The sequence below is a fragment of the Saccharopolyspora mangrovi genome (assembly GCF_035320975.1).
Lineage (GTDB): Bacteria > Actinomycetota > Actinomycetes > Mycobacteriales > Pseudonocardiaceae > Saccharopolyspora > Saccharopolyspora mangrovi.
Map to the genome: position 1 here is coordinate 245,244 of NZ_JAWLNX010000003.1, position 25,162 is coordinate 270,405.

26 protein-coding genes and 1 pseudogene are annotated in these 25,162 nt (G+C 69.7%); 14 read left to right on the top strand and 13 right to left on the bottom strand.

Annotated features, from left to right (window positions below; translation table 11 throughout):
* The first annotated feature begins 18 nt into the window (after nt 1-18).
* The gene (locus tag R4I43_RS06065; RefSeq protein ID WP_324264516.1) at nt 19-210 is read left to right on the top strand and encodes a hypothetical protein; all 192 of its coding nucleotides are present in this window, start codon (nt 19-21) and stop codon (nt 208-210) included.
* 74 nt (nt 211-284) lie between these two features.
* Nucleotides 285-551 (top strand): hypothetical protein, encoded by a 267-nt coding sequence (locus R4I43_RS06070; RefSeq protein WP_324264517.1) that lies wholly within the window; start codon nt 285-287, stop codon nt 549-551.
* Nucleotides 552-755: 204 nt separating this feature from the next.
* Here R4I43_RS06070 and R4I43_RS06075 read toward each other — a convergent pair whose 3' ends face one another.
* Nucleotides 756-1,253, bottom strand: a complete 498-nt coding sequence (locus R4I43_RS06075) for a VTT domain-containing protein (protein ID WP_324264518.1) — start codon at nt 1,251-1,253, stop codon at nt 756-758.
* 23 nt (nt 1,254-1,276) lie between these two features.
* The gene (locus R4I43_RS06080; protein ID WP_324264519.1) at nt 1,277-1,840 is read right to left on the bottom strand and encodes a GNAT family N-acetyltransferase; all 564 of its coding nucleotides are present in this window, start codon (nt 1,838-1,840) and stop codon (nt 1,277-1,279) included.
* Between the two features lie 202 nt (nt 1,841-2,042).
* On the opposite strand from R4I43_RS06080, the gene R4I43_RS06085 reads away from it, so the two are divergent.
* A complete protein-coding gene (locus R4I43_RS06085; protein ID WP_324264520.1) occupies nt 2,043-3,266 on the top strand; it encodes a winged helix-turn-helix domain-containing protein in 1,224 nt (407 codons plus the stop codon).
* A gap of 6 nt (nt 3,267-3,272) precedes the next feature.
* On the opposite strand, the gene R4I43_RS06090 is transcribed toward R4I43_RS06085, so the two are convergent.
* Nucleotides 3,273-4,259, bottom strand: coding sequence for a DUF4097 family beta strand repeat-containing protein (locus R4I43_RS06090; protein ID WP_324264521.1), 987 nt, complete (start codon nt 4,257-4,259; stop codon nt 3,273-3,275).
* Nucleotides 4,260-4,289: 30 nt separating this feature from the next.
* Entirely contained in the window at nt 4,290-4,898 is a 609-nt protein-coding gene (locus R4I43_RS06095) for a toxin-antitoxin system HicB family antitoxin (protein WP_324264522.1), read from the bottom strand.
* Nucleotides 4,899-5,039: 141 nt separating this feature from the next.
* Between R4I43_RS06095 and thyX the strand changes: the two genes are divergently transcribed.
* The 5 genes from thyX to R4I43_RS06120 all read left to right on the top strand — a co-directional run bounded on the left by thyX (nt 5,040) and on the right by R4I43_RS06120 (nt 9,934).
* Nucleotides 5,040-5,792 (top strand): FAD-dependent thymidylate synthase, encoded by a 753-nt coding sequence (gene thyX / locus R4I43_RS06100; protein WP_324264523.1) that lies wholly within the window; start codon nt 5,040-5,042, stop codon nt 5,790-5,792.
* Between the two features lie 147 nt (nt 5,793-5,939).
* Nucleotides 5,940-6,566, top strand: coding sequence for a TIGR03085 family metal-binding protein (locus tag R4I43_RS06105; RefSeq protein WP_324264524.1), 627 nt, complete (start codon nt 5,940-5,942; stop codon nt 6,564-6,566).
* Nucleotides 6,567-6,703: 137 nt separating this feature from the next.
* A complete protein-coding gene (dapA, locus tag R4I43_RS06110; RefSeq protein ID WP_324264525.1) occupies nt 6,704-7,636 on the top strand; it encodes a 4-hydroxy-tetrahydrodipicolinate synthase in 933 nt (310 codons plus the stop codon).
* A 7-nt stretch (nt 7,637-7,643) separates the two neighbouring features.
* Nucleotides 7,644-9,368: a ribonuclease J gene (locus tag R4I43_RS06115; protein ID WP_324264526.1), complete on the top strand. Its 1,725-nt coding sequence runs from the start codon at nt 7,644-7,646 to the stop codon at nt 9,366-9,368.
* 260 nt (nt 9,369-9,628) lie between these two features.
* Entirely contained in the window at nt 9,629-9,934 is a 306-nt protein-coding gene (locus R4I43_RS06120; RefSeq protein ID WP_324264527.1) for a hypothetical protein, read from the top strand.
* A gap of 62 nt (nt 9,935-9,996) precedes the next feature.
* Here R4I43_RS06120 and R4I43_RS06125 read toward each other — a convergent pair whose 3' ends face one another.
* From R4I43_RS06125 to R4I43_RS06150, 6 genes and pseudogenes are all read right to left on the bottom strand, one after another.
* Entirely contained in the window at nt 9,997-10,821 is an 825-nt protein-coding gene (locus tag R4I43_RS06125) for an ESX secretion-associated protein EspG (protein WP_324264528.1), read from the bottom strand.
* 3 nt (nt 10,822-10,824) lie between these two features.
* Entirely contained in the window at nt 10,825-12,015 is a 1,191-nt protein-coding gene (locus tag R4I43_RS06130) for a hypothetical protein (protein ID WP_324264529.1), read from the bottom strand.
* A 28-nt stretch (nt 12,016-12,043) separates the two neighbouring features.
* On the bottom strand, nt 12,044-12,607 hold the full coding sequence (locus R4I43_RS06135) for a DUF3558 domain-containing protein (protein ID WP_324264530.1): 564 nt from the start codon (nt 12,605-12,607) through the stop codon (nt 12,044-12,046).
* Nucleotides 12,608-12,647: 40 nt separating this feature from the next.
* Nucleotides 12,648-12,917: a hypothetical protein gene (locus R4I43_RS06140; protein ID WP_324264531.1), complete on the bottom strand. Its 270-nt coding sequence runs from the start codon at nt 12,915-12,917 to the stop codon at nt 12,648-12,650.
* Between the two features lie 268 nt (nt 12,918-13,185).
* Nucleotides 13,186-14,736, bottom strand: a pseudogene (locus R4I43_RS06145) (alpha/beta hydrolase).
* A gap of 143 nt (nt 14,737-14,879) precedes the next feature.
* Nucleotides 14,880-15,626 (bottom strand): lysophospholipid acyltransferase family protein, encoded by a 747-nt coding sequence (locus R4I43_RS06150; RefSeq protein ID WP_324264647.1) that lies wholly within the window; start codon nt 15,624-15,626, stop codon nt 14,880-14,882.
* A gap of 183 nt (nt 15,627-15,809) precedes the next feature.
* On the opposite strand from R4I43_RS06150, the gene R4I43_RS06155 reads away from it, so the two are divergent.
* Nucleotides 15,810-18,311 carry an FtsK/SpoIIIE family DNA translocase gene (locus R4I43_RS06155; protein ID WP_324264532.1) on the top strand — a complete coding sequence of 834 codons (2,502 nt, stop codon included), beginning with the start codon at nt 15,810-15,812 and terminating at the stop codon, nt 18,309-18,311.
* A 249-nt stretch (nt 18,312-18,560) separates the two neighbouring features.
* The gene (locus tag R4I43_RS06160) at nt 18,561-19,802 is read left to right on the top strand and encodes a sialidase family protein (RefSeq protein WP_324264648.1); all 1,242 of its coding nucleotides are present in this window, start codon (nt 18,561-18,563) and stop codon (nt 19,800-19,802) included.
* Between the two features lie 169 nt (nt 19,803-19,971).
* Here the strand turns inward: R4I43_RS06160 and R4I43_RS06165 are convergent, their stop codons facing one another.
* The 3 genes from R4I43_RS06165 to R4I43_RS06175 all read right to left on the bottom strand — a co-directional run bounded on the left by R4I43_RS06165 (nt 19,972) and on the right by R4I43_RS06175 (nt 21,663).
* Nucleotides 19,972-20,475 carry a phospholipase gene (locus R4I43_RS06165; protein ID WP_324264533.1) on the bottom strand — a complete coding sequence of 168 codons (504 nt, stop codon included), beginning with the start codon at nt 20,473-20,475 and terminating at the stop codon, nt 19,972-19,974.
* Between the two features lie 111 nt (nt 20,476-20,586).
* Nucleotides 20,587-21,105 carry an amino-acid N-acetyltransferase gene (locus tag R4I43_RS06170; protein WP_324264534.1) on the bottom strand — a complete coding sequence of 173 codons (519 nt, stop codon included), beginning with the start codon at nt 21,103-21,105 and terminating at the stop codon, nt 20,587-20,589.
* A 57-nt stretch (nt 21,106-21,162) separates the two neighbouring features.
* Complete coding sequence (locus tag R4I43_RS06175; protein WP_324264535.1) at nt 21,163-21,663, bottom strand: amino-acid N-acetyltransferase; 501 nt, start codon at nt 21,661-21,663, stop codon at nt 21,163-21,165.
* 132 nt (nt 21,664-21,795) lie between these two features.
* On the opposite strand from R4I43_RS06175, the gene rimO reads away from it, so the two are divergent.
* The 4 genes from rimO to R4I43_RS06195 all read left to right on the top strand — a co-directional run bounded on the left by rimO (nt 21,796) and on the right by R4I43_RS06195 (nt 24,929).
* Nucleotides 21,796-23,214: a 30S ribosomal protein S12 methylthiotransferase RimO gene (rimO, locus tag R4I43_RS06180; RefSeq protein WP_324264536.1), complete on the top strand. Its 1,419-nt coding sequence runs from the start codon at nt 21,796-21,798 to the stop codon at nt 23,212-23,214.
* Complete coding sequence (gene pgsA, locus R4I43_RS06185; protein ID WP_324264537.1) at nt 23,211-23,801, top strand: CDP-diacylglycerol--glycerol-3-phosphate 3-phosphatidyltransferase; 591 nt, start codon at nt 23,211-23,213, stop codon at nt 23,799-23,801. Before rimO ends, pgsA begins: the two co-directional genes overlap by 4 nt.
* The gene (locus R4I43_RS06190) at nt 23,798-24,289 is read left to right on the top strand and encodes a CinA family protein (protein ID WP_324264538.1); all 492 of its coding nucleotides are present in this window, start codon (nt 23,798-23,800) and stop codon (nt 24,287-24,289) included. The genes pgsA and R4I43_RS06190 overlap by 4 nt, the downstream gene beginning before the upstream one ends.
* Before the next feature lie 205 nt (nt 24,290-24,494).
* Nucleotides 24,495-24,929, top strand: coding sequence for a helix-turn-helix domain-containing protein (locus R4I43_RS06195; RefSeq protein ID WP_324264539.1), 435 nt, complete (start codon nt 24,495-24,497; stop codon nt 24,927-24,929).
* Nucleotides 24,930-25,162 lie beyond the last annotated feature (233 nt).

Consider the following 25,162-nt stretch of genomic DNA (forward strand, 5'->3'; position numbering starts at 1 on the left):
GAAAAGGGAGGAACGAACATGTCCACGTCCATCCGCCGTGCCGCCACCGCGGTCGCCATCGCCGTGAGTGCCGCGCTGCTCACCGGTGGCGTCGCCAACGCCGAGTCGGTGTGGGTCCTGCCCGGCGTCGACCTCGGCGCCGTGCTCACCCCGACCGTGCAGCTGCCCACCCAGCTGCTCGCGCCGGTCGTCGCCATCCTGGCCGGCTGACCAGGAAGTACGTCCGCTCCTGCCGCGTGGCCCGCGCACCGCGCGGCAGATCGGCAGCAACGAAGGGAACCCGCATGAACAACACCGCATCCCGCGCCATCACCGCCTCGCTCCTGGTCGGGGCCGCCCTCTGCACCACCGCCCCGGCAGCCCTGGCCGCTCCGGCGGCGGCCCCGGCTCCGGCCCAGGACGGACCGGCCATCGTCGACGAGCCCGACACCGGCGACCTCAACGACAAGTGGACGTTCGCCCCGGTCGGCGTGCCGGTCTTCGGCTTGATCGACTCGGTCCTGGGCGTCCCCGCCCGCCTCGGCCTCCCCGCCCTGCCCACCCTCCCCTGAGGGACCGCCGCCCCCTCCCACCCCACTGCGAGGGGGCGGCGGTAGGGCTGTGGAGTGGTCCGTCTCCTTGGCGGTGCCAGTAGCGGAATACACGGCGTCGCGGCGTGTTCGCCACGAAGCCGCTCAGAAATCCCCCGAAGGGGACGGCACCGCGGTGCAAGCGTCCCAGGTGGGAAAAGAGAATGCGGCTCCGTGCACCGTGTCTTAGAGCCAGGCGGCCATTGCTGTGGGGGCTGCTGCGAGTGCTCCGAACCGGGCGAAGCGGCCTACGAAACCGGTGATCAGGAACGTCGTCACCGGGACCTTGGCCCAGCCGGCGACGATGGCCACCGCCGCGAACGGGGGGAGGCTGGCCAGGGCGCTGACCAGCAGGACCGCGCCCGCCCAGACCGGGCGGTTGCGGCAGTTCTCCCGGAACGACTCCAGCCACGTCTTCCAGCGGCCCTTGGCCTCCGGGTCCTCCCGCTTCTTCTTGCGGTGCAGGAACTTGGGCAGGCGGATGGCGCCGCGGGCGGCGTAGAAGTGCAGGAGCTTGCCGCCGATCTGACCCGTGGCGATCACCAGCGCCAACACCCACCACGGGATGCTGGGCTCCTTGAGGACCAGGCCCACCGCGAACAGCTCGACGCTGATCAGCGGGAGCAGCGCGGACGCCACCGACACACCGAAGGTGGTGGAGAGCAACCCGATGATCGTCAGCACGTTCGGCTCCGGATGGGCAGGCGTCAGTGGTGCTCGAACTCGAATTCGAGCGGACCGGTCAGGCGCATTTCGCGAAGCGGGCGCCCGCCCGCGTCCAACGTGCGCACAGTACCGTCCGGCGACCAGCCCGCACCGCGGTAGAACGACAACGACGCCGAATCCGACTCCGGGACCCACGCGATGCCACGCGTGGCACCGCGCTCGGCGAACTGGCGTCCCATCGTCCCGAGCAGCCGTCCGGCGTGGCCCCGACGACCCCAGCGCGGTTCCACCAACAAGGCGCTGACCAGCACGGTCGTCGTCGCGTCCGGGGGTAGCGCGCCGTCCGCGGCGGCGACCTCGGACTCCGGGGCCGGGCCTGCCGCGCAGAAACCCACGGTCCAGCGTCCCTCGATCGCGAGCAGCACGGTCGCGGCGCCGGACGTGACGGCTTCTCGCCATTCGCGCTCGGCTTGGGCGCTGTCCAGTCCGGCCAGGACCGCGGGCGGGAGGATCTCGGCGTAGGCGGTCAGCCACGTCTCGACCTGAATGCGCGCGATCTCGGAGGCATCGGACGCCACAGCTTCGCGCACGTCGGCTTCGGCCATGCGCGACAACCTAACGTGTCGTCCGCTGACGGTCGGCACCCAGCCCATCACTCACCGTCGGGAGGGTTGGCTAGAGCCTGCCAACGGATGCGGCGGAGCCGCTCAGGTTCCGCCACCCGCACCGCCACGCAAGGTGACCACATCAACAGTGCTCAGTCAGGGGAGCGCTGGACTGTCGGGGAGTGGTGGCACGATCCTGCGCGTGCAGACCATCAGCAACGACACGGCACGTCGAATGGCGCTGGCCGCTCAGGGCTTCGCCGACCCCCGGCCACGAGGAGTGGTGACCCGGAGGCACCTCCAGCGGGCGCTGTCCCGAACCAAGCTGCTGCAGCTGGATTCGGTCAACGTCGCGGTCCGCGCCCACTACATGCCGCTGTTCAGCAGACTCGGCGGCTACCCGGCCGAGCTGGTCGACACCGCTGCGTGGTCGCACACCTCCCGGCAGCCCCGGATGCTCGTCGAGTACTGGGCGCACGAGGCGTCGCTGATCCCCGTCGAGGACTGGCCGCTGCTGCGCTGGCGGATGCGCGAGTACGGCGGCGCGTGGCGCAAGCGCTCCCGCGAACTGCTGGAGCAGAACCCCGAGCTGGTCAACGACGTGCTCAGCGCGGTCAAGGAGCTCGGCCCGATCGGGGCGGGCCAGCTGGAACGCGAGCTCGGCGGTGGCGAGCGGCAGGGGCGCGGACCCTGGTGGAACCGCACCGACACCAAGCGGGTCTGCGAGCTGCTGTTCGCGATGGGGGAGCTGACGACCGGCACCCGCCGGGGTTTCGAACGGCTCTACGACCTGCCGGAACGCGTGCTGCCCGCCGGAATCCTCGCGCACGAGCCCGAGGATTCCGAAGCCGTGCGCGCGCTGGTGGAGCGCTCCGCCGAAGCCTTGGGCATCGGTACCGAAACCGATCTGCGCGACTACTACCGGCTGTCCCCGGACCAGTCGAAGCAGGCGGTCGCGGAGCTCGTCGAGGACGGCGTGCTGGAGCCCGTGGTGGTGCACGGGTGGCGCCAGCCCGCCTACCGGCACGTCGACGCCCGCTCTCCCCGCAAGATCACCGGACGGGCTCCGCTGTGCCCGTTCGACCCGCTGATCTGGGAACGTGCTCGCGCCGAGAGGATCTTCGGCTTCCGCTACCGCATCGAGATCTACGTCCCGGAGCCCAAGCGGCAGTACGGCTACTACGTCTTCCCCTTCCTCCTCGACGGTGAGCTCGTCGGCCGCGTCGACCTCAAGGCCGACCGGTCGGCGGGCGTGCTCCGGGTCCCCGGGGCCTTCCTCGAACCCGGGCGCGACGCCGGACGCGTCGCGCCCGAGCTGGCCGCCGCGTTGCGCGACATGGCGGCCTGGCTCGGCCTCGACGACGTGGTCGTCGGGGAGCGCGGTGACCTCATCCGCCCGCTGAACGCCGAACTCGCAGCGGCGTAGCGGGAATCAGCCGGCGGTGGTCAGCACCGCGTCCCCGCTGCCGGTGCGGCCGAAGACCCGCAGCGTCGGCTCCGTCTCCGGTGGCTGATCGGCGACGTCCAGGTCGCTGCGCGCGGCACCGGTCGAGGAGGTGAGGTCGACCTCGGCGGCCGTTCCGCCGTGGATCGAGACCTGCAGCTCACCGGACCCGGTGATCAGCTCGACCTGCCCGTCGACGGCGTCGGCCACGGTGATGTCGCCGCTGCCGGTGCGCACCAGCACGTCACCGGAGACCTCGCCGAGCCAGATGGCGCCCGACCCGTTGGCCACCGACGACGGTGCCCCGATGGCGCCGACCTCGATGTCACCGCGCCCGGAGCGCGCGTGCACGCCGCCGCGCATGGTCCCCAGCCGGAGGTGCCCGGAGCCGCTGCGCACGGTCGCCCGGTCAGCGGCCTCCTCGACCGCGACGGTTCCCGTCCCGGCCTGCACGTTGACCTTCCCGGCCGCGCCGCTCACCGAGACCTCGGCGGATCCGCTCTGCACACCCACCTCGGAGCCGAGCGGCGCGGTCACCCGCACCGCGAGCGGAACACCGCGCAGCGGTGCGTTGGACGGTGCCCGCACGACCAGCCGGCCGCTGCTCAGGTCGATCCGCGTGCGCCGGACCGCCTCGACGACCGGCTCTCGTGGCAGGTTGCCGAGGTCGAAACCGCCTCGCCCGCCGGTCGGGCCGGCGGCGCCGAACTGCTCGGTGACCCAGCTCAGCAACCCGGACAGGCCGTTCTGCCAGTCCTGGCCGGTCGAGGACGGGTCGTGCCTGACCTCGACGTGCGTCACCGCCGTCTCGGCGAGCTCGACCACGACGGAGCCGCGGTTGTTGCCGATGTCGATCCGGATCGGGCTGTCGGTGTCGAAGTCCTGGCTGCGCAGCAGGTCGGTGAGCTCTTCCTCGGCCTCGGCCCACTCCTGGTTCAGGTCCGGTTCGTCGTTGGAATCGTTGTTCTCGGTCATCTCAAGCCGCCTTTCCGCCATGTCACCAGGTCAGCCCTGCACCCAGCCGCGAACGCGGGAGCCGCCGCCCTCGCCGCCGGGCCAGCCGCCGAAGCCGGGGCCGTCCCACGGGCCACCGCGACCACGCCCGTGACCGCCGGGCCCGTGACCGTGTCCGCCGCGACCACCGCGGCGGGGCCTGTCCCACGGGCCGCCGCGGCCGCGCCCCTGCAGCGCGCCCTGCACGGCCTGCGCGACGAAGGTGTTCAGCGAGACGCCCTGCGCGGAGGCCGCTTGCTCGGCCTGCGACTTGATCTCCTCCATGAGTCGCAGCGTGATGCGGCTGATGTCGCCGTTGTCGCCGCTGGGCGGCGGAGGTGGTGGGGGTTCGGCCTCGTCGCCCGTGGTGCTGGGAGTGCTGCCACCGCTGACCACGACGCGGATGTCGCGGCCGTCCAGTCGCAGGTCCACGACCTGCCCGTCGAGGTTCGTCGTGACCTCGGCCGCGAGGTCGGACAGTGCGTTCATGATCGCCAGCCGTGCGGCCGGCTCGATCGCGCCGGACAGCACCGCCGCCGTTTGCCGCGTCTGGTCGTCGCCTGCGGCAGCGGCGGAGGTGAGGTCTTCGCGAAGCTGGTCGATGTAGGGGTTCAGATCCATGACACCACTGTGCCGTCGTCGGTGACGTCATGCAACCGCCCGATGGTGTCAAATGGCGTCAGGGGATCTCGTCCGGCCCGCTGGTTAGGCTTCCGGGCAGCACATGGGGAGTCGTCAGAGCAGGAGAGGGGCACGCCCGTCGTGACCGAGATTGTGCGGCCGAAGGTGCAGCTGATCGGCAAGACCGAGTTCTTCCCGCCGGAGGACGTGGACTGGTCGACCGATGCCGACGGCGGTCAGGCGCTGGCGGAGTTCGCGGGCCGGGCGTGCTACCAGTCGTGGCGCAAGCCGAACCCGGCCACGGCCACCAACGCCGGCTACCTCAAGCACATCCTGGAGGTCGGCCACCTGTCCGTGCTGGAGCACGGGTCGGTGACGTTCTACCTCACCGGGATGTCCCGCTCGCTGACCCACGAGCTGATCCGGCACCGGCACTTCTCCTACTCGCAGCTCTCGCAGCGCTACGTCCCGGAGGGCGACGCGGCGATGGTCGAGCCCGACGTCATCGCCGAGGACCCGGAGCTGCACGAGAAGTTCGTCCAGGCCGCCGAGGCGAGCGCGCAGGCCTACCGCGACCTGCTGGCCGCGCTGGAGGAGAAGTTCGCCGACGAGCCGAAGATGACCCTGCGCCGCAAGCAGGCCCGGCAGGCGGCCCGCTCGGTGCTGCCCAACGCCACCGAGACCCGCATCGTGGTCACCGGCAACTACCGCGCTTGGCGGCACTTCGTCGCGATGCGCGCCTCGGAGCACGCGGACGTGGAGATCCGCGGCCTGGCCGTGGAGTGCCTGAAGCAGCTGCAGAAGGCCGCCCCGAACGTCTTCAGCGACTTCGAGATCACCACCCTCAAGGACGGCACGGAGGTGGCCTCCAGCCCCTTCGTCAGCGAGGGCTGACGAACGTCCTGATCCGTGCGCGCCTCCTGGACCCGCGCGCCGCTCCTGATGTCGCAACGGCACCCGCCGGGAAACCGCGGGTGCCGTTTTCGTCTCGATCGGTGACGTGGCGGACGCCTGGGCCGCTCGGCGTTTAGAGTGTGCGGCATGGGTGTGGCCAGCGATGAACGCCAGCTGTTGTGCGAGCTGTTCGAGCAAGTCGGCCCGGACGCGCCGACGCTGTGCGAGGGGTGGGCGACCAGGGACCTCGCGGTGCACCTGGTGGTGCGCGAGCGCCGGCCGGACGCCCTCGCCGGCAGGTTGATCAAGGCGCTGGCCGAGCGCGGTGAGCGCGCCGAGCAGGAGCTGCGCGGGCTCGCCTGGCCGGAGCTGGTCGACCAGGTGCGGCAGGGCCCGCCCAAGTGGAACCCGATGAGCATCGGCGGGGTCGACGAGACGGTCAACGCGGCCGAGTTCTTCGTGCACCACGAGGACGTCCGCCGCGCGCAGCCGAACTGGCAGCCGCGTCCCGCCGACGAGGTCCGCGACGAGGCCCTGTGGAAGTCGCTGGGGCGGGTCGCGCGGATGTTCTACGGCCGCAGCCCGGTGGGCGTGGTGCTGCGCCGCACCGACGGCACCGAGATCCAGGCCAAGCGCGGCCCGCGCACGGTGCGCATCATCGGCGAGCCCGCCGAGCTCCTGCTCTACGCCTTCGGCCGGAGCGAAGCGAAGGTCACCTTCGAGGGCAACGAGGCCGACATCATGGCGATGCAGGACCTGCGCCGCTCGTTCTAGGAAAACTGCTCGTCAGGGCCCTGGTAAGCCGAAAGAAACACGCCTGTTCGAGCCCGTCGGAAACACCTTTCCGGCGGGCTCGGTTCAGCTCGGTCCGGCTGTCTTCGGCAGGCCCCTGACCAGGTAGCGTCAGGGCCATGACCGACTGCCCCACCGCCATTCCGGGCCGCCCGTTCGGCCGCGTCCTGACCGCCATGGTCACGCCGTTCGACGAAGACGGGAAGGTCGACCTGAAAGTGGCGCAGGAGCTCGCCGCTTACCTGGTCGACAACGTCGGCAACGACGGGCTGGTCGTCAACGGCACCACCGGTGAGAGCCCCACCACCACCGATCAGGAGAAGGAGCAGCTGCTTCGCGCGGTGGTCGAGGCGGTGGGCGACCGGGCGACCGTCGTCGCCGGTGCCGGCACCAACAACACCGAGCACTCCGTGGAGCTGGCGCGCTCCGCCGAGAAGGCCGGTGCGCACGGCCTGCTGGTCGTGACCCCCTACTACTCCCGGCCGCCGCAGGAAGGCCTCTACCAGCACTTCTGGACGGTCGCCGACGCCACCGAGCTGCCGGTGATGCTCTATGACATCCCGCCGCGCAGCGTGGTGCCGATCCAGGTCGACACCCTCAAGCGGCTGGCCGAGCACCCGCAGATCGTGGCGGTGAAGGACTCCAAGCACGACCTGTGGGCGGGCAGCGAGGCGATGAACGACGCCGGTCTGGCCTACTACTCCGGCGAGGACCCGCTGAACCTGCCGTGGCTGTCGGTGGGCGCGGTCGGCTTCGTCAGCGTGATCGGTCACGTGGTCGGCGACCGGCTCCGCAAGATGCTCGACTCCTACGAATCCGGTGATGTCGCAGGGGCTCTGGAGGTCCACAAGGGACTGCTCCCGGTGTACCGCTCGATGAACTTCGTCGGCGGCGTCATCTTCGCCAAGACCGCGCTGCGGCTGTGCGGCTACGAGACGGGCCAGCCGAGGCTGCCGCTGCCCGCCGCCACGGAGGAGCAGGTGCGGCTGATCACCAGCGACCTGTGGGATGCTGGCCTGGTATTGGTCAACCCGGACGCAGCACAGAGGTGACACAGCGTTGAGCGCACAGGCGACAGCCACCGAGTACCACCCGGTGACGCCGACTTCGTCGGCACCACCACGCCCGTTGGCCGAAGGTGGTCTCAGGGTCGTCGCGCTGGGCGGTATCGGCGAGGTCGGCCGCAACATGACGGTCTTCGAGCACGAGGGCCGGCTGCTGATCGTCGACTGCGGCGTGCTGTTCCCGGAGGACGACCAGCCCGGTGTCGACCTGATCCTGCCGGACTTCGGCGCGATCGAGGACCGGCTGGACGACATCGAGGCCCTGGTGCTCACGCACGGCCACGAGGACCACATCGGCGCGGTGCCGTTCCTGCTGCGGTTGCGGCCGGACCTGCCGGTGGTCGGCTCGAAGTTCACGCTGGCGCTGCTGGCGGCCAAGTGCCGCGAGCACCGGCTGAACCCGGAGCTGATCGAGGTCGCCGAGGGGCAGCGCAGCGCGCACGGTGCATTCGAGCTGGAGTTCTTCGCGGTCAACCACTCGATCCCGGACGCGCTGGCGGTCGCGATCCGCACGCCCGCCGGGGTCGTGCTGCACACCGGTGACATCAAGCTGGACCAGCTGCCGCTGGACAGCCGGCTGACCGACCTGGCCGGGTTCTCCCGGCTCGGCGACGAGGGCGTGGACCTGTTCCTGGTCGACTCCACCAACGCCGAGGTGCCCGGCTTCGTCACGCCGGAGCGCGAGATCGGCCCGGTGCTGGACCGGGTGATCGGCAAGGCGACGCAGCGGGTCATCGTGGCCTGCTTCGCCAGCCACGTGCACCGCGTGCAGCAGGTGCTGGAGGTCGCTGAGACGCACGGTCGCAAGGTCTGCTTCGTGGGCCGGTCGATGGTGCGCAACATGGGCATCGCGGCCGATCTGGGCATGCTGAACGTGCCGGACGGCCTGCTGGTCGACCTCGACCAGGCGCTGGAGATGCCGGAGGAAGAGGTCGCGTTCGTCTCGACGGGTTCGCAGGGCGAGCCGCTGTCGGCGCTGTCGCGGATGGCGCGCGGCGAGCACAAGCAGATCGGCATCCGCGCCGGTGACACGGTGGTGCTGGCCAGCTCGCTGATCCCGGGCAACGAGACCGCGGTGTTCGGCGTGGTCAACGGCCTGGTCCGGCTGGGTGCGCAGGTGGTGCACCAGGGCCACGCGAAGGTCCACGTCTCGGGTCACGCCTCCGCCGGTGAGCTGCTGTACCTGTACAACGCGGTGCGTCCGAGCAACGTGATGCCGGTGCACGGCGAGTGGCGCCACTTGCGCGCGAACGCCGAGCTGGCGCGGCTGACCGGCGTGCCCGCCGATCGCGTGGTCATCGCCGAGGACGGCGTGGTGGTGGACCTGGTGGACGGCATCGCGAGCATCGCGGGACGCGTCGAGGTCGGTCACGTCTACGTCGACGGCCTGTCTGTGGGCGACGTGGGCGAGTCGACGCTGTCGGACCGGTTGGTGCTGGGCGAGGGCGGCTTCATCGCGATCACGGTCGCGGTGGACGCCACGAACGGGCGCGCGGTGTCCTCGCCGACGATCTCCGGGCGCGGTTTCTCCGACGACCCGAAGGCGCTGGACGACGTGGTGCCGCTGGTGGAGATGGAGCTGGCGCGCACCGAGGCCGAGGGCATCACCGACACGCACCGCATCGCGCAGTCGGTGCGCCGGGTGGTCGGCCGCTGGGTGGCCGAGAAGTACCGCAGGCGCCCGATGATCGTGCCGAACGTGCTCCCCGTCGGATCCTGATCTTTCCCCTGAACGGGTTGGCTCGAAAATCCTTCCGAGCCAACCCGTTCGCTTTTTCGCATCACCGCGGGTAGCCGCCGTGCAGGGCGGAACATCGTGGCTCGTACCGGATTTCAATCACCCATTACACGGTCGTGTCGATCTCCACTGAGGAATGTCCGGATTTCCCGTTCACGCTGGGTCGTTTCGAACACCTCTCGTGTGGACCGCGTGCCACTTTGGAATGACCCACCGCGCTGATCGGTACATCCGCTGCGAGGGTGAAACTCGTCGGTTCGAGCTTCTTCGTTCCGCTGGAAAACCACTCGGAAGATTGGGGTCTGAAGGTGCGTACTTCCGCTCGACTTCTCGGCGCTGCCGCCGCAGCGACGGCACTCATGGCCATTGGTGGCCCGGCTTTCGCCGACAGTGCGGACAACGACGGGGTGAACCTGCTGAACGACAACAACGTGAGCGTGTTGCCGGTTCAGGCGTGCGGCAACAACGTCGCCGCTCTGGGGCTGACGGCCCCGATCGGGTCCCCGCAGAACAGCGCGTGCGTCAACGCTCCGATCACAGAGGGCTGAGCCGACACACCGACGGCGAAGAAGGGCCGGCCTCCGTTGCGAGGCCGGCCCTTCTCCGCGTCTCAGACCCGAGCCGCCGGGCTGGTGAGCAATCGGATCATCTCGTTGACGGTTCCGATGAGCTTCCGCGAATCGGCCGGAGCCAGGGTGTACCAGTCCTGCCCGTCCCGGCCGGGTTTGCGCTGGGCCAGGTAGCAGCCGGCCTCGGTGGCGAAGAACTGCACGTTGAACGGCAGGGAACGCGTGCGCCGGACCTTCTCGTCGTAGGCCCGCACGGTGATGAGCCCTTCCAGGCTGCGCTTCGCCGTGAACGCCTTCATTAGCGTCTTCGCTTGCGCACCGCGGACTCCCGCGTACCCCAGCGCGGCGGACAGGGTCCGCGCCGAGCCGCTCATCCGCCCGCTCACCTGCTCGAGGTGGGCGTAGGGGAGGGACACCGCTGCGTCCTCGGCGGCGGTGATCCTGCCGAGCAGGTTGACCGCGTTGCCCGCCGGACCACCGTGCTGGTGCCGCTTGACGCGGATTTCCCGCAGGTCGTCGGGGGTTTCACCGTCGGCCTGGTAGGCCTGGACGGTGCTGCGGCCGTACTCGACGAGCACGGCGTTGAAGTTCTCGCCCTCCCGCGCGTGGACCGCGACCCCGACCGCCAGCGGCGGCCGGGCCAGAAGCCGCACGGCGTCCTCGACGAACGGGTGCAGCTCGTCGCCGTCGAACAGGCCCTGCTGGATCAGCTGGCGCCGACCGAGCTCGGCCGCCTCGCGGCAATCCTGCTCGGTGGCGTCCAGCGGTAGCCAGCCCACCCGCAGCAGCGGGTGGAGTTGCAGGTCGAAACGGGTGCAGAGGTAGTTCGCCGCGGCGGGAGGCAGGCTCAGTTCACGCCTGGCCACGAATCACCGGCCTTGGTCGGCGTCACCGAAAACGGCGGGGGCGGTGCGCTGCATGTCGTTGGTGAACACGTCGTCCTGCTCCACCAACCAGCCCGGACGCTGGTGCTCCTGCTCCTCGGACTCGCCCTGCCTGCCGCGACCGGCACGGGCGCCGGCACCCGCACCGGCCTGCCCGGCCCGGCCGGCGGCACCACCGGAGGCGTTCGCGCCACCGGTAGCACCGAGACTGCCCATCGCGGCCCGGCCACCAGCACCGCGACCCGCGGGAGCCCCCGCGGCTTCTCCGCTGCGCCGACCACCGGGGCCGCCGTTGGGGGAGGGAGCCCAGCGACCGTTGTGCGGGTTCTGCCGTTCCCACGCGCCGGTCTGCGGGTTCTGCCGGAACAGCGTGCCGTCGGGACCGCGCACGACACCAGGGGGAAGGCCCGGTCCCGGCGTCGCCCAGGACGGGTTGGAGGCGGCAGGCGGAGCGGACGGCGCGTGCACCGAAGGCGCGGCGGCGGGAGCCGAAGCCCACGCCGAAGACGTGCCTGCCGGAGCGGAGTAGCCGCCGCCCGAGTAGGAAGAACCGCTGTCACCAGCGGAATGCGTGCCGGGGGTCGGGTACGACGACACCCGCGGGGCGGCGGGCGGCGGCTGGTGCGCGGGCTCGAACTCGGGCAGCCGCGCGATCACGCCGTCGGTCTGCTGGCTGTAGCGCTCCATGACCTGGTCGGCCTGCTGGTTGGTGTCCACGTAGGCCTGCTGGCGCTCTTCGTAGTCCGACATCCAGCCGGTCACCGGGTTCGAGTCGAGACCCCAGTCCTCGACCCATCCCTTCTGCGGTGGGTCGAGGATCGCCCCCTTCCCGCTCGGCAGCGGATCGTCCTGCCGAGGCAAAGCCTGAAAAGCCTCGCGCTGGTAGGTGTTCTGCTCCTCCAGAGCTGCCTTGACCCCGCGCGAGGTCTCGGCCGCCGACCGAGCGAGCGGCTGGATCTCGGCGATGGAGGCGTTGGCGGCCTCGGCGGCACGACCCGTGTGCGCGGCCTCGGCATCGCGCAGCGCCGCGGCGATGTCCTCGACCATCTGGTCGAACGCCTTCGCGGCGTTCTCCCAGCGCTTCACACCCTCGTCGGTGGGGGCAGGCAGGCTGGCGGCGTCCGGGGCCCCGCCCATCTGCTTGCGGTATTCCTTGGCGCTACTCGCGTAACACATGTCGAGCATTTGTCTTGTCCCCCAATGGCTACTTCGAAGCAGGAAGGGTTGGAACGGCGGCTTCAAGCGCCTTCTGCGCGATGCCGCAGGCGTCTTGGCTCGTGTCCATCACATGGGCCTGTGCGGACAAGATCTGGCCTTCCTTCGTGGCGACGAAGATGTCGCAAGTGCCGTCCTGCTTGGGGTCGCCCTGGTTGGCCCGCACCGACGGGTGCCCTGCGATCGAAAGCTCCTGGAAATCGGCGTACTTCGACTTGTTGTCGTAGTACGCCTGGATCGAGCGCCCATCGAGCGGGGTCAGTGACAGGCGGTTCTTGCCGTCCTCGGAGTTCCAGACGCACGGGGAGGGAGCTTCCGGATCCAGCGGATCGGACTGCTCCTTGCCTTGCGGGGCAAGGCCGAGCCCGGTCGCGGCGTCGGCGGGCAGGAGGCCGCAACGGTCCGTCGCCATCGCGTCCTTCGGTGCGCTGATCGTGACACCGCTCGGCTGCTGCGCCTCCGGTGCGGGGGAGCCTTCGGTTCCACCACCGCCGCAGGCGGTGAGGGCGCTGAAGACTGCGCCTGCACAGAGAATCGCGCTGCGCTTGACCACGTCACTCCTCGTCGTCACGGTTCGGATCACGCCCGGCACATTAGCTTGCGACATGGCGCTGGACGTCACTTCCGTGCTCGTCCGCAGCCTGGTACTCGGCGAGGACCGCGTTGTAGGCGTCGATCTTCTCCTGAAGCTTCTTGGTCAGATCGTGCGCCGTCATCCGCAACGAGCCCGTTTCGCCCGCTGCTCGTTCGGTGATCGCCAGGCGTGCCCTGTTCGTGTAGGTGTCCTTGGCCGTCAGCTCGCCCGGCTCCACACGTGCGGCGCTGTCGACCATCGCGAGGGCGTCGTCCCGGATCTTCTCCAAGCGTTTGATCGCACTCTGCAGTCCCGCAGGATCGACTACGAACCCGGCCACAGCGGTGTTCCCCCATCGTCGTGTTGCACGTCTGGCTTCCGGTCCACCTTCGGTGATCACCGATGATGATCACAGCGTTTCGGACCGGCGCACATTATGAACGCGATCACCTTACTGAGTGAGTGGATTCGCCTCGTCGGTCACCTGGATGGCGCAATGGTCCAACGCGCACGGGCCGGTCTCCGCGGGGGAGGACGGCCCGTTTCGCGTCACCGCGTCAGTGGTGGTTGGACTGCAGGGCTTCCTGCAGGACCGCCGGTTGTCCGTGGGTGGACTGGGCGCCGACCGCTTCCGGGTTCGGCTGCGGGAGCGGTTCGCAGGTGGTGTCCGTGCCTTCGCCGGTCTGGCGGGGCGGGAGGGCGCCGGTGAGCAGGTAGTCCGCGATCTTGTCGTCCTCGCAGGCGTTCCCGCTCAGCGAACCCTAGTGCGTCGTGCCGCCGGGGAGGCTGATGAGGCTGGCGTTCGGGAAGCGCTTGCGGGCTTCCAGGGCGCCCGGGAACGGGGTGGCCGCGTCGAGCTCTTCGCTGATGAGCAGCGCGCTGCCGACCTCGCTGCCGTCGACCTCGACGGGCTTGCCGGGCTTGGCGGGCCAGTTCAGGCACGGGGCGTTGTACCAGGCGTTGCCCCAGGTTTCGAAGGGCGCCTCGGCGTGGGTTTCCCAGTTGTCCTGGCGCCACTGCTCCCAGCTGGTCGGCCACTGCACGTCCGTGCACTGCACTCCGGTGTAGATCGAGTAGCCGTTGTCGTCGCCCGGGGTGTTGGCGTCGTCGTAGAGCGCCTTGGCCGGGGCCCAGTCGCCGTTGTTGACCCACGCCGCGAACGCCTGCGCGCGCTCCGGCCACACCGACGTCGAATACCCGGCCTGCAGGAACAGGTCGGTCCACTCCGCCGAGCCGATCACGTCACCGGCCGGCTTCTGGTCCAGCGCGGCGAGCTGCTCGTAGTAGCGCTTCTCGACGTCGGCGCCGGTGCCCAGGTGGTAGGTCGCGTCGTTGCGGGCGACCCAGTCGAAGAAGATCTTGATGTTGCGGTCGAACGCCACGTCCTGGTTCAGGTTCGCCTGGTACCAGACGTCCTCGACGTCGACGACGCCGTCCATCACCAGCCGGCGCATCCGCTCCGGGTGCAGCGTGCTGTAGACCTGCCCGAGGTAGGTGCCGTAGGAGAAGCCGTAGTAGTTGATCTGCTCCTGGCCCAGCGCCTTGCGGATGCTCTCCATGTCCTCGACCGAATCGGTGGTCTTGATGTGGTCGAGCAGCTTGCCGGCGTTGCCGCAGGCCTTCGCGTAGCCCTCGGAGCGCTCCAGCCAGGTCTTCTCCAGCTCGGCCTCAGGCACGTAGTGCGGCCGGTCGTAGCCGAAGTAGTTCGGGTCGCACGACAGCGCGGGTTCGCTGTTACCGACACCGCGCGGGTCGAAGCCGATCCAGTCGTAGGCGGCGCCGGCGTTCTTCGGCACGTACGAGCCGAGCACGCTCAGGTTCAGCCCGGAACCGCCGGGCCCGCCCGGGTTGACCAGCATGACGCCCTGGTACTGGTCTTCGGGGACGGTGTGCTTGATGCGCGAGACCGCGAGCTTGATCTGCTCGCCCGCCGGGTCGGCGTAGTCCAGCGGAACCGAGACCGCGCCGCATTCGGCACCGGCCTTCTGCAGCGACTCGCTGGCGCACGGTCCCCACTGGATCGGCGCCGGGGTGAATTCGGGTGCTGGTGGCGCGGCGGATGCCGAGCCGACCGTCGGCGATGAGCCGATCAGCAGCCCGAGCGCCAGCGCGGTGGTGGCGGCGTCGTCCTCGTCTGTCCGGGTTTTCGCCGGTGATGGATGGCGATGCAGTGTGGACAGTTAACGAGATGGGACGAGGTCGTGACGTGCGGTTGGCGCACAATGGTCGCGGCGAGCGCGTTTCCGCTCGGTTACCTGCTCAACCAGGGGGAGGGCTTGTCGTTGACCGGGCGGGTCGCGTCCTGGTGGTGCGGGGATTCCGGCTCGTCGATGCGCAGCGGGGCCAGGCCGTCGGTGATGGCGCGCATGATGCGGTCGCGGGCGCGCGCGGCGTCGCCGACTCGATCCGCGGACAGGTCCGAGAGGTCCACCGGGGCGCCGAAGTGGACCCGCATCGTCGGCCGGCGCGCGATCGCCCGCAGCCAGGACGACAACAGGATCCACAGGTCGCGGGCGCTCTCCACGCGGACCATGCCGTAGCACATGGCCTCGTGCGCACCCCACTGGCTGACCGGGACCACCTTCGTCCCCGCCGCCAGCGCCATGCGGGCCACGCCGGTCTTGCCGCGCTCGGGCCACATGTTCGGCTCCAGGGTGATCCGCCCCTCCGGGTAGACCAGAACCGGGTTCACGTCCTCCTTGAGCGCCGCGACCACCTTGTCCAGGGCTTCAGCGGCGGTCGCCTTGCCGCGATCGGCGCGGACGTGCCGGCCGGCGCGCATGACCGCGCCGAGCACCGGCGCGTCGAACAAGCCGCCCGTGGCCACGAACCGGGGCGCGATCCGCCGCTCCCCGCAGGCCGCGATCAGCACCAGCGGATCCAGGTTGCCGACGTGGTTGGCCGCCATCAGCAGCGGCTGTCCGCGCAGCTCAACGGGCACGTCGCCGGTGATGACCAGCCGCCCCGTCAGCGCGATCACCGCGCGGTCCACGCGCATCAGCGCGCGCCACAGCCTCGGCGTGGCGCGGAACAGGTCCTCGCGGTCGCTTCGGTGTGTCGGCTCCGGGCCGCTGGGCAGGGCAACCATGATGGGCAAGGATCTCATGGCTCGCGCGCCGAGAGGGCGCGAACCCCTGTGGTTGTTGTGACGGGAGAGGCAGGTGCCGATACCGTGTGGGGCATGGCGAGCCGGACAACTAACGGGGGGCGGGGCTCGTCGCGCGGCAAGGCGGCGACGCAGCGTAGCGGCACCGCCGCGAAGCGTGGCAAGAGCACCGCGTCGAAGAGCGCTGCTTCCAAGACCTCGTCGTCCAAGGGGCAGAGCAAGCCGCGTGCCGGATCGACGCACGCGCCGCGCAAGACGCCCGCGAAGCGCACCCCCGCCAAGAGCACCAAGAAGCAAGGTGGCGGACTCGGCGGAGTGGTCCGCGCGGTCGGCAAGACCCGCGAACTCGACCCCGCCCACCGCCGCGACGGAGTCGCGCTGATCTACCTCGCGCTGGCCGTGATCGTGGCCGCCGGGGTGTGGTGGAAGGCCGGCGGACCGGTCGGTCACTGGTTCGACTGGGCGCTGCGCTCGGTCATCGGCATCGGCGCGATCGTGCTGCCCATCGTCCTGCTGATCACCTCGATCGTCCTGATGCGCACCGAGACCAGCCCCGAAGCCCGGCCGCGGGTGGTCATCGGCTCGGTGCTGCTGCTGTTCGCGACGCTGGGAACCATTCACGTCCTGTCGGGTTCCCCGTTGGAGTCCCAAGCATGGCCCACCGCCGGGGGCGCGCTCGGATTCGTCGCCGGTGGCGCGCTGTCCTACGGCCTGACCGGCTACGTCGCCGTCCCGGTGCTGGTCATCGCCGGGCTGTTCGGCCTGCTCGTGCTCACCGGGTCCTCGGTGCGCGACGTGCTGGCCAAGATGCGCGGCGAGGGCTACGACGACGAGGACGGCTTCGAGCCCGCGCCCAGCAAGGCCGAGCTCGAAGGCGACCCGTCGACGGTCAAGCTGCGCCGCCCGTCCCGGCGCCGCCAGGCGGCGATGTCGGAGGAGGACAAGCAGCTCTCCCTCGACGACGTCCCGGAGGAGCCACCGGCCAAGGCCGCCAAGCCCAAGCCCGTCGAGGTCCCCGCCGCCAAGCCGGAGAAGGCCGAGAAGCCGCCGAAGGACAGCGACCGGCCGCAGATCAGCCGCGACGTCGAGGGCGACTACCAGCTGCCGCCGCTGGACGTGCTCACCGACGGCGACCCGCCGAAGAGCCGCAGCAAGGTCAACGACTCGATGATCGAGGCGATCACGGCCGTGCTGGAGCAGTTCAACATCGACGCGCAGGTCACCGGCTTCACCCGGGGGCCGACCGTCACGCGCTACGAGGTCGAGCTCGGTCCCGGTGTGAAGGTCGAGAAGATCACCGCGCTGACCAAGAACATCGCCTACGCCGCGGCCACCGACAACGTGCGGTTGCTCGCGCCGATCCCCGGCAAGTCCGCGGTGGGCATCGAGGTGCCCAACAGCGACCGGGAGATGGTGCGGCTCGGCGACGTGCTGCGCTCCTCGGAAGCCGCCAAGGACTCGCACCCGCTGGTCATGGGCCTGGGCAAGGACATCGAGGGCCACATGGTCACCGCGAACCTGTCCAAGATGCCGCACCTGCTGTGCGCGGGTTCGACCGGTTCCGGTAAGTCGAGCTTCGTCAACTCGATGCTGGTGTCGCTGCTGGCGCGGGCCACCCCGCAAGAGGTCAGGATGATCCTGATCGACCCGAAGATGGTGGAGCTGACGCCCTACGAGGGCATCCCGCACCTGATCACGCCCATCATCACCCAGCCGAAGAAGGCCGCCGCCGCGCTGGCCTGGCTGGTGGAGGAGATGGAGCAGCGCTACCAGGACATGCAGGCCAACCGGGTGCGGCACATCGACGACTTCAACGCGAAGGTGAAGTCGGGCGAGATCACCGCGCCGCTGGGCAGCGAGCGCGAGTACAAGCCCTACCCCTACATCCTGGCGATCGTCGACGAGCTCGCGGACCTGATGATGACCGCACCGCGCGACGTCGAGGACGCGATCGTGCGGATCACGCAGAAGGCCCGCGCCGCGGGCATCCACCTGGTGCTGGCCACGCAGCGGCCGTCGGTGGACGTGGTCACCGGCCTGATCAAGACCAACGTGCCGTCGCGGCTGGCGTTCGCGACCTCGTCGCTGACCGACTCGCGGGTCATCCTCGACCAGCCGGGTGCGGAGAAGCTGATCGGCATGGGCGACGCGCTCTACCTGCCGATGGGCGCCTCGAGGCCGGTGCGCGTGCAGGGCTCGTTCGTCGCCGACGACGAGATCCACCGCATCGTCGCCTACACCAAGGACCAGGCCGAGCCGGACTACACCGACGGGGTCACCGCGGCCAAGGCGGGCGAGAAGAAGGAGGTCGACTCCGACATCGGCGACGACCTCGACGTCCTGCTGCAGGCCGCCGAACTCGTCGTGACCAGCCAGTTCGGGTCCACCTCGATGTTGCAGCGCAAGCTGCGGGTCGGCTTCGCCAAGGCCGGTCGGCTGATGGACCTGCTCGAATCGCGCGGGGTGGTCGGCCCGTCGGAGGGGTCCAAGGCGCGCGACGTGCTGGTCAAGCCCGACGAGCTGGAGAACGCGCTGTACGCGATCCGCGGCGGGCCCTCGCCCGACGAGGAGGAGTGAGCACGGGCCCGCGGCGATCTTCAAGCCGCGGGCCCGATTCTTCTTCCGCGCTTTTCACGGAGTTCATCGCCATTTGTTTCGCATTCTTTCCACTGCTCCATTTGCGTCCGCCCAATTGCTCTGAACGGAATTCTCAGAGGGCTCGATTCAGAATGTTTCTGCGATAGCCTCTCCGCCGCTGACGGTTGATCCGCCCGCGGTTGAGGGGTATTGCGCATGGTCGTCCGGAAAGTTCGCGCTTTGTTGGTCGTGCTGTTCTCGGCGGCATTGGTGGCCGCCGGATTCCAGCAGATCGCGTTATCCGCGCCCGCTCCCGGTGATGTCGGGACGCAGGACGTCGAGAAGGGTGAGCTGCTGCGCGTCGGCGGTTCCAGCTATCCGAGGCTGGTGCGGCTGGAGCACTCGGGCGAGGCCAACGGGCGCGTGCTGGCGAGCATGACGACCTACCGCGACAACGCCGGTTTCGCCGTCGTCCACGAGAGCCGCGACGACGGCAAGACCTTCCAACCGCTCGCCGAGATCCACGATCCCGCAGGTGAGAACACCAAGGGCATGTGCTGCTCGACGCTGTACGAGCTGCCGGAGCAGGTCGGCGACATGCCGGCGGGAACGCTGCTGTGGGCCGGGACCGCCGGGATCGGCGCCGACGCCGAGGAACGCCAGTCCAGCATCCGGGTGTGGCGCAGCGACGACCACGGCAAGACCTGGAACCACCTCTCCGACATCGTGAGGGCGCCGGTCGGGCCGGGCGTGTGGGAACCCGAGTTCACGGTTTCCGAGCAGGGAGATCTGGTCGCCTTCTATTCCGATGACGGCGACCCGAAGCACGATCAAAAGCTGATGCAGGTGCGTTCCTCGGACGGTCGCAATTGGACCGATTCGAAGGAGATGCTGAAGAACGACAAGTTCACCGTGCGTCCCGGAATGTCGGGCGTCCGCAAGCTGCCGGACGGCACTTACGTGATGGTCTACGAGGTCTGCAATTACGACCCGGTGCACACCTGCACGGTCTGGATCCGCAAATCCTCCGACGGCTGGGACTGGGGCGACCCCTACGACCTCGGCACCGAGATCGTCTCCGACACCGGTGGGCAGCCGCTGGGCACGCCGACCATCGCGCTCGCGCCCGGCCCGAACCCCAACGGGCGGCTGCTGCTGGCCTACCAGATGCTCGCCGGCGACAACGGCGGCTGGGCGCCGGGCAACGGCAAGACCGTGATGGCCAACGAGAACCCCGAGGACCTCGGCGGGCCGTGGAAGGAGATCCCGGCCCCGGTGCAGATCAGCTACAACCAGGGCAGCGTCTGCCGGAACTTCAGCCCGTCGCTGCTGCCGACCTCCGACGGCAAGTCCATGATCCACGTGGCCACGGACTTCGAGCACTACATCGGCGGCCCGTGCGAGGCGTTCTACGGCGTCGGCCCGATCGACGGCGGTGCGGCGACGACGAAGTCCGAACCCCGCCCGATGGACACCCGAGTCGGCCGCTGACCGCCACGAGGCCCCCACGGGCGGCCACGCGGAAAGCTCGCCCCATCGAAAAGACGGCCCCCACCTCGCGAGACGGTCCTCCCGCCGGGTGGGGGCTTGTCGAATTTCGCGCGAATTTTGAGCCCGAAACCTCGATGTCGAATTTCGCGCGAAATTCGAGAGGTGCGGCTCAGCGCTGGGCGGCGCGCTCCGGCACGTCGGCCATCTCGACGGCCTCGGCCAGCGAGGACGCCGAGCCGCCGAACTGGCGAACGGCCTGGTAGTACAGGTCCGCGGTGGCCTCGCAGGCGCGATCTCCGTCGCACACCGAGTACATGTCGTCGCGGAAGTTGTCGTCGACCTCCAGCCGGTTGTCCTCGGAGAACCGCTCCTGCTTCTTGTAGTTGCGGTAGCCGAAGTCGTGCCGGTGGCAGCTCTGCAGGAACTTGTAGCCGAACGGCGAGTCGGGGGAGTAGGAGCAGCCGTCGGAGGACCAGTCGAGCTGGTCGGCGTGCGGCTGCTCGGAACGGGTCTCGGTGAACTCGTCGAGCGAGTGCTCGTACAGGTAGCTGTCGGTGGTCTTCTGCAGCTCTTCGGGCGTGAGGTCGGCGGCGAAGGCCGTTCCGCCGGTCAGCAGCAGGGCACCGGTGGCGGCCACGGTGGCGATCAGGCCACGGCGACGGTTGCGTTCCAAGGTGGTCTCCTCTGGGTGGAACGAATGACCACCGGTGTTTATAGCCGGTGCCAGAGGTGCCCGTGAGGAAGTTGCGAACTTGCGAACGCGAAAGGTTGATGAACGACGAGTTCAGCCCGAGAGCTCCAGCAGCATGCGGGTGTTGCCGAGGGTGTTGGGCTTGATGTTGGCCAGGTCGAGGAACTCGGCGACGCCGGCGTCGACGGAGCGGCGCATCTCCTCGTAGACCTCGGGGCTGACCGGAGCGCCGTCGATGGTGCGGAAGCCGTGGCGGCCGAAGAACTCGGTCTCGAAGGTGAGCACGAAAACCCTGGTCAAGCCCAGTTCGGTGGCCAGCTCGACGAGGCGGCGGACGAGCCGGTGCCCGATGCCGCGCCCCTTGACCACCGGGTCGATCGCCACCGTGCGGATCTCGGCGAGGTCCTCCCAGAGCACGTGCAGCGCGCCGCAGCCCACGACGCGCCCGCCGTCGTCGGCGACCCAGAACTCCTGGATGTCCTCGTAGAGCGTGACGAGTTCCTTCTCCAGCAGCACTTCACCGGCGTAGGTGTCGACCAGCGCCTTGATCGTCGGGACGTCGGCGATCCGAGCCCGCCGGATCACTATCTCCGACGGCGCATAACCATTCATGCATCCATCGTAGCGCCGCGCTTCCCGCGCAGCGCGTGAATATCGGGAGCGCGAACCTCAGGCGAGCTGCAGCAGCATCCGCGTGTTGCCCAAGGTGTTCGGCTTGACGTGCGCCAGGTCCAGGAACTGCGCGACGCCCTCGTCGGGCGAGCGGCGGATCTCGGCGTAGACCTCGGCGGAGACCGGGGTGTCGGCGATCGGCCGGAAGCCGTGGCTGCCGAAGAACTCCGTCTCGAAGGTGAGCACGAAGATCCGGGACAGCCCCAGCTCCGCCGCGTGCTCGATCAGCCGGTCGACGATGAGGTGCCCGGCGCCGCGTCCCTTCTCCAGCGGGTCGACGGCCACCGTGCGGATCTCGGCGAGGTCCTCCCAGAGCACGTGCAGCGCGCCGCAGCCGACGATGCGGCCGTCGTCCTCGGCGACCTGGAACTCCTGGATGTCCTCGTAGAGGGTCACGAGTTCCTTGCCGAGCACCACTTTGCCCGCGTAGTGGTCGATCAACGACTTGATCGCTCGCGCGTCGCGGACTCGGGCCGGCCGCACCTCGATGGCATTCACGTTAGGTAAGCCTAACCATCACAACAGGACGATGGTCGTCCGGACGGTCGTAATCTTGGCCACCGCTCGGCGGCGCTGCGCGGCGGCAGGCTCGTTGCCGAAGGTCGACAGCAGGGACGTTAGGCTCGACCCATGTCAACCGAGCAGCAACACCACCGAGTCGCCATGATCACGCTCGGTTGCGCGCGCAACGAGGTGGATTCCGAAGAGCTGGCGGGCAACCTGCACGGCCGGGGCTGGGACCTCGTCGAACCCGACGAGGCCGAGGTCGTCGTGGTCAACACCTGCGGCTTCGTCGAATCGGCGAAGAAGGACTCGGTCGACACGCTGCTCGCCGCCTCCGACACCGGCGCCAAGGTCGTCGCGGTCGGCTGCATGGCCGAGCGCTACGGCGCCGAGCTCGCCGAGCAGATGCCCGAAGCCAACGCCGTGCTGGGCTTCGACCACTACGACACCCTCGCCGACCGGCTCGATGACGTGCTCGCCGGTCGCACCGTGGAGTCCCACCAGCCGCAGGACCGGCGCAAGATGCTGCCGATCAGCCCCGTGTCGCGCCCGGCCGCCGCGGCCGAGGTCGCCGTGCCCGGTCACGGCTGGGTGCCCGCCGCGCGCGAGATCTCGCGCCGCAGGCTCGACGACTCGCCGGTCGCCGCGCTCAAGCTCGCCTCCGGCTGCGACCGCCGCTGCTCGTTCTGCGCGATCCCGTCCTTCCGCGGTTCGTTCCTGTCCCGCCCGCCGGAAGAGGTCCTGGGCGAGGGCGCCTGGCTGGCCGAGAACGGCGCCAAGGAGCTGTTCCTGGTCAGCGAGAACTCCACCTCCTACGGCAAGGACCTCTCCGACCAGCGCGCCTTGGAGCTGCTGCTGCCGCGGCTGGCCGAGCTCGACGGCGTCGAGCGGGTCCGGGTGTCCTACCTGCAGCCCGCCGAGACCCGTCCGGGCCTGGTGCGCACCATCGCCACCGAGCCCGGTGTGGCGACCTACTTCGACCTGTCCTTCCAGCACTCCAGCGAGTCCGTGCTGCGCCGGATGCGCCGGTTCGGCTCCACCCAGTCGTTCCTGCAGCTCATCGAGCAGATCCGGGAGCTGGCGCCGGAGGCCGGGATCCGCAGCAACTTCATCGTCGGCTTCCCCGGTGAGACCGAGGAGGACTTCGCCGAGCTGCAGGAGTTCCTGACTGCGGCCCGGCTGGACGCCGTCGGCGTGTTCGGCTACTCCGACGAGGACGGCACCGAGGCCGCCAGCTTCGACGGCAAGCTCGACCCCGAGGTGGTCGACAAGCGCGTCGAGCAGCTGACCGCCCTCGCCGACGAGCTCATCGCGCAGCGCGCCGAGGACCGCATCGGCACCGAGGTCACCGTGCTCGTCGAGCGCTTCGACGAGGACGAGATCATCGGGCGCGCCGACCACCAGGGTCCCGAGGTCGACGGCGAATGCCTGGTCGTCGACACCGACGACCTCGCCGTCGACGAGATGGTGCGGTGCGAGGTCATCGACAGCGACGGCGTCGACCTCGTCGTGCGCCCCGTGGAGAAGCCCGGGGAGCAGCCATGACGGCCGACGGCCAGGCGCAGCAGGCTCCCGTCCTCAACATCGCCAACGTGCTGACCATGTCCCGGCTCGTCCTCGTGCCGGTGTTCCTGGTCGCGCTGTTCTGGGACGACGGCCACGACACGCTGTGGCGCTGGATCGCCACCGGCGTGTTCGTCCTGGCCTCGGTCACCGACCGGATCGACGGCGAGGTGGCCCGCAAGCGCGGCCTGGTCACCGACTTCGGCAAGATCGCCGACCCGATCGCCGACAAGGCGCTCACCGGTGCCGCGCTGGTCGGGCTGAGCCTGCTCGGCGACCTGTGGTGGTGGGCGACCTGGGTGATCATCGCCCGCGAGCTGGGCGTGACGCTGCTGCGGTTCTGGGTGATCCGGCACGGCGTGATCGCCGCCAGCCATGGGGGCAAGATCAAGACCTTGCTGCAGGCCATCGCGATCGGGCTCTACCTGATGCCGCTGGCCTCGTGGGCCGACATCCCTCGCTGGATCGTGCTCGGCGTTGCGCTGATCGCCACCGTCGCGACCGGGCTCGACTACGTGATCCGCGCCCTGCGGCTGCGCGCCGCGGGCGGTGCGAAGGCCGACGCGTGATCCTCGAACCTCTCGGATTGCCGTTCTCGCAGGTCGCGGAGCTGATCGGCGTCCTGCGGCGGCGCAGCGAGACGGTCGCGACCGCCGAGTCGCTGACCGCCGGGCTGGTGTCGGCCGCCCTCACCGAGGTGCCGGGCTCCAGCGCCGTGGTGCGCGGCGGGCTCGTCGTCTACGCCACGGACCTCAAGGAGCGGCTCGCGGGGGTCGATCCGCAGCTGCTCGCCGAGCACGGCGCGGTCCACCCGGACGTGGCCGCCCAACTCGCCGTCGGCGCGTCGCGGCGCTGCGGTGCGGACTGGGGCGTCGGGCTGACCGGCGTGGCGGGCCCGGATCCGCAGGACGGAGTCGCTCCCGGTACCGTTCACCTGGGCTTTTCCGGCCCGCAAGATTCGCAGGTGCGCTCCGTGGTGCTCGACGGTGATCGCCACGCGGTGCGCGCGGCCGCTGTTCGGGTGGCCCTGGAACACTTCGCCGGGATGCTGCGTTGAATAATTTGCAGGTGGGCCGCCATGTCCCCGCATGCGCCGTGCGCTGCGTGAACATGGCCGAGTGGGGACTAGTCCGATCGATCATGAACCGTTCGCCCTGGGCGGACTTCGGCTCGATCGTTCTCGTTCCGGCCCTTCGATGAGTAACGTAGGGGGCGTTCACGCGTAGTGCACGCGGAAGGCGACGAAGGAAGGGAGGCGCGCGATGACCGTATTGTTGCGGGAGGCGGTCGGTGAACGGCTGCGCCGCGCCCGGACCGCACAGTCTCGGACGTTGCGGGATGTTTCGCGCGCTGCCCGGGTGAGCCTCGGATACCTGTCCGAGGTCGAACGGGGCCGCAAGGAGGCGTCCAGCGAGCTGCTGTCCTCGATCTGTGACGCCTTGGACCTGCCGCTGCCAGAGCTGTTGGTGACCGTGGCCGGTGACCTCGACGGGACGATGGTCGTGCCATCGGTCGTCGAGCAGCCAGCGACGGCGGACATCGACGGCGGTCAGCTGGTGCCGAGCCTCATCGGTGCTGAGCTCTCCGACGCCGAGCAGTTCGCTGATGCAGGTGACGGCTCGTCCCGCGCAGGACTGCAGCCGGTGCTCAGCCAGCGCATCAGCGCTCCGGTGCGCAAGCAGGTAGTGGCCGCCTGAACGACTAGACGACACCGACCGCCCCGCGTGCCCGCAGGTACGCGGGGCGGTCGGCTTTTTGTTGATCACGGTTCTATGTCCGTTGTGCCCCCGGAGCGGCGGCGGTCGGGCGGGGCTGGTTCGATCAACGTCGAGCGCTCCGGGAAATACCCGGAGATCTGCCGTGTTTGGTGGAAGCAGACACAACTACCTGACACGATGGAACCAGCCGAAGCTCTTGGGGCGTTGTATCG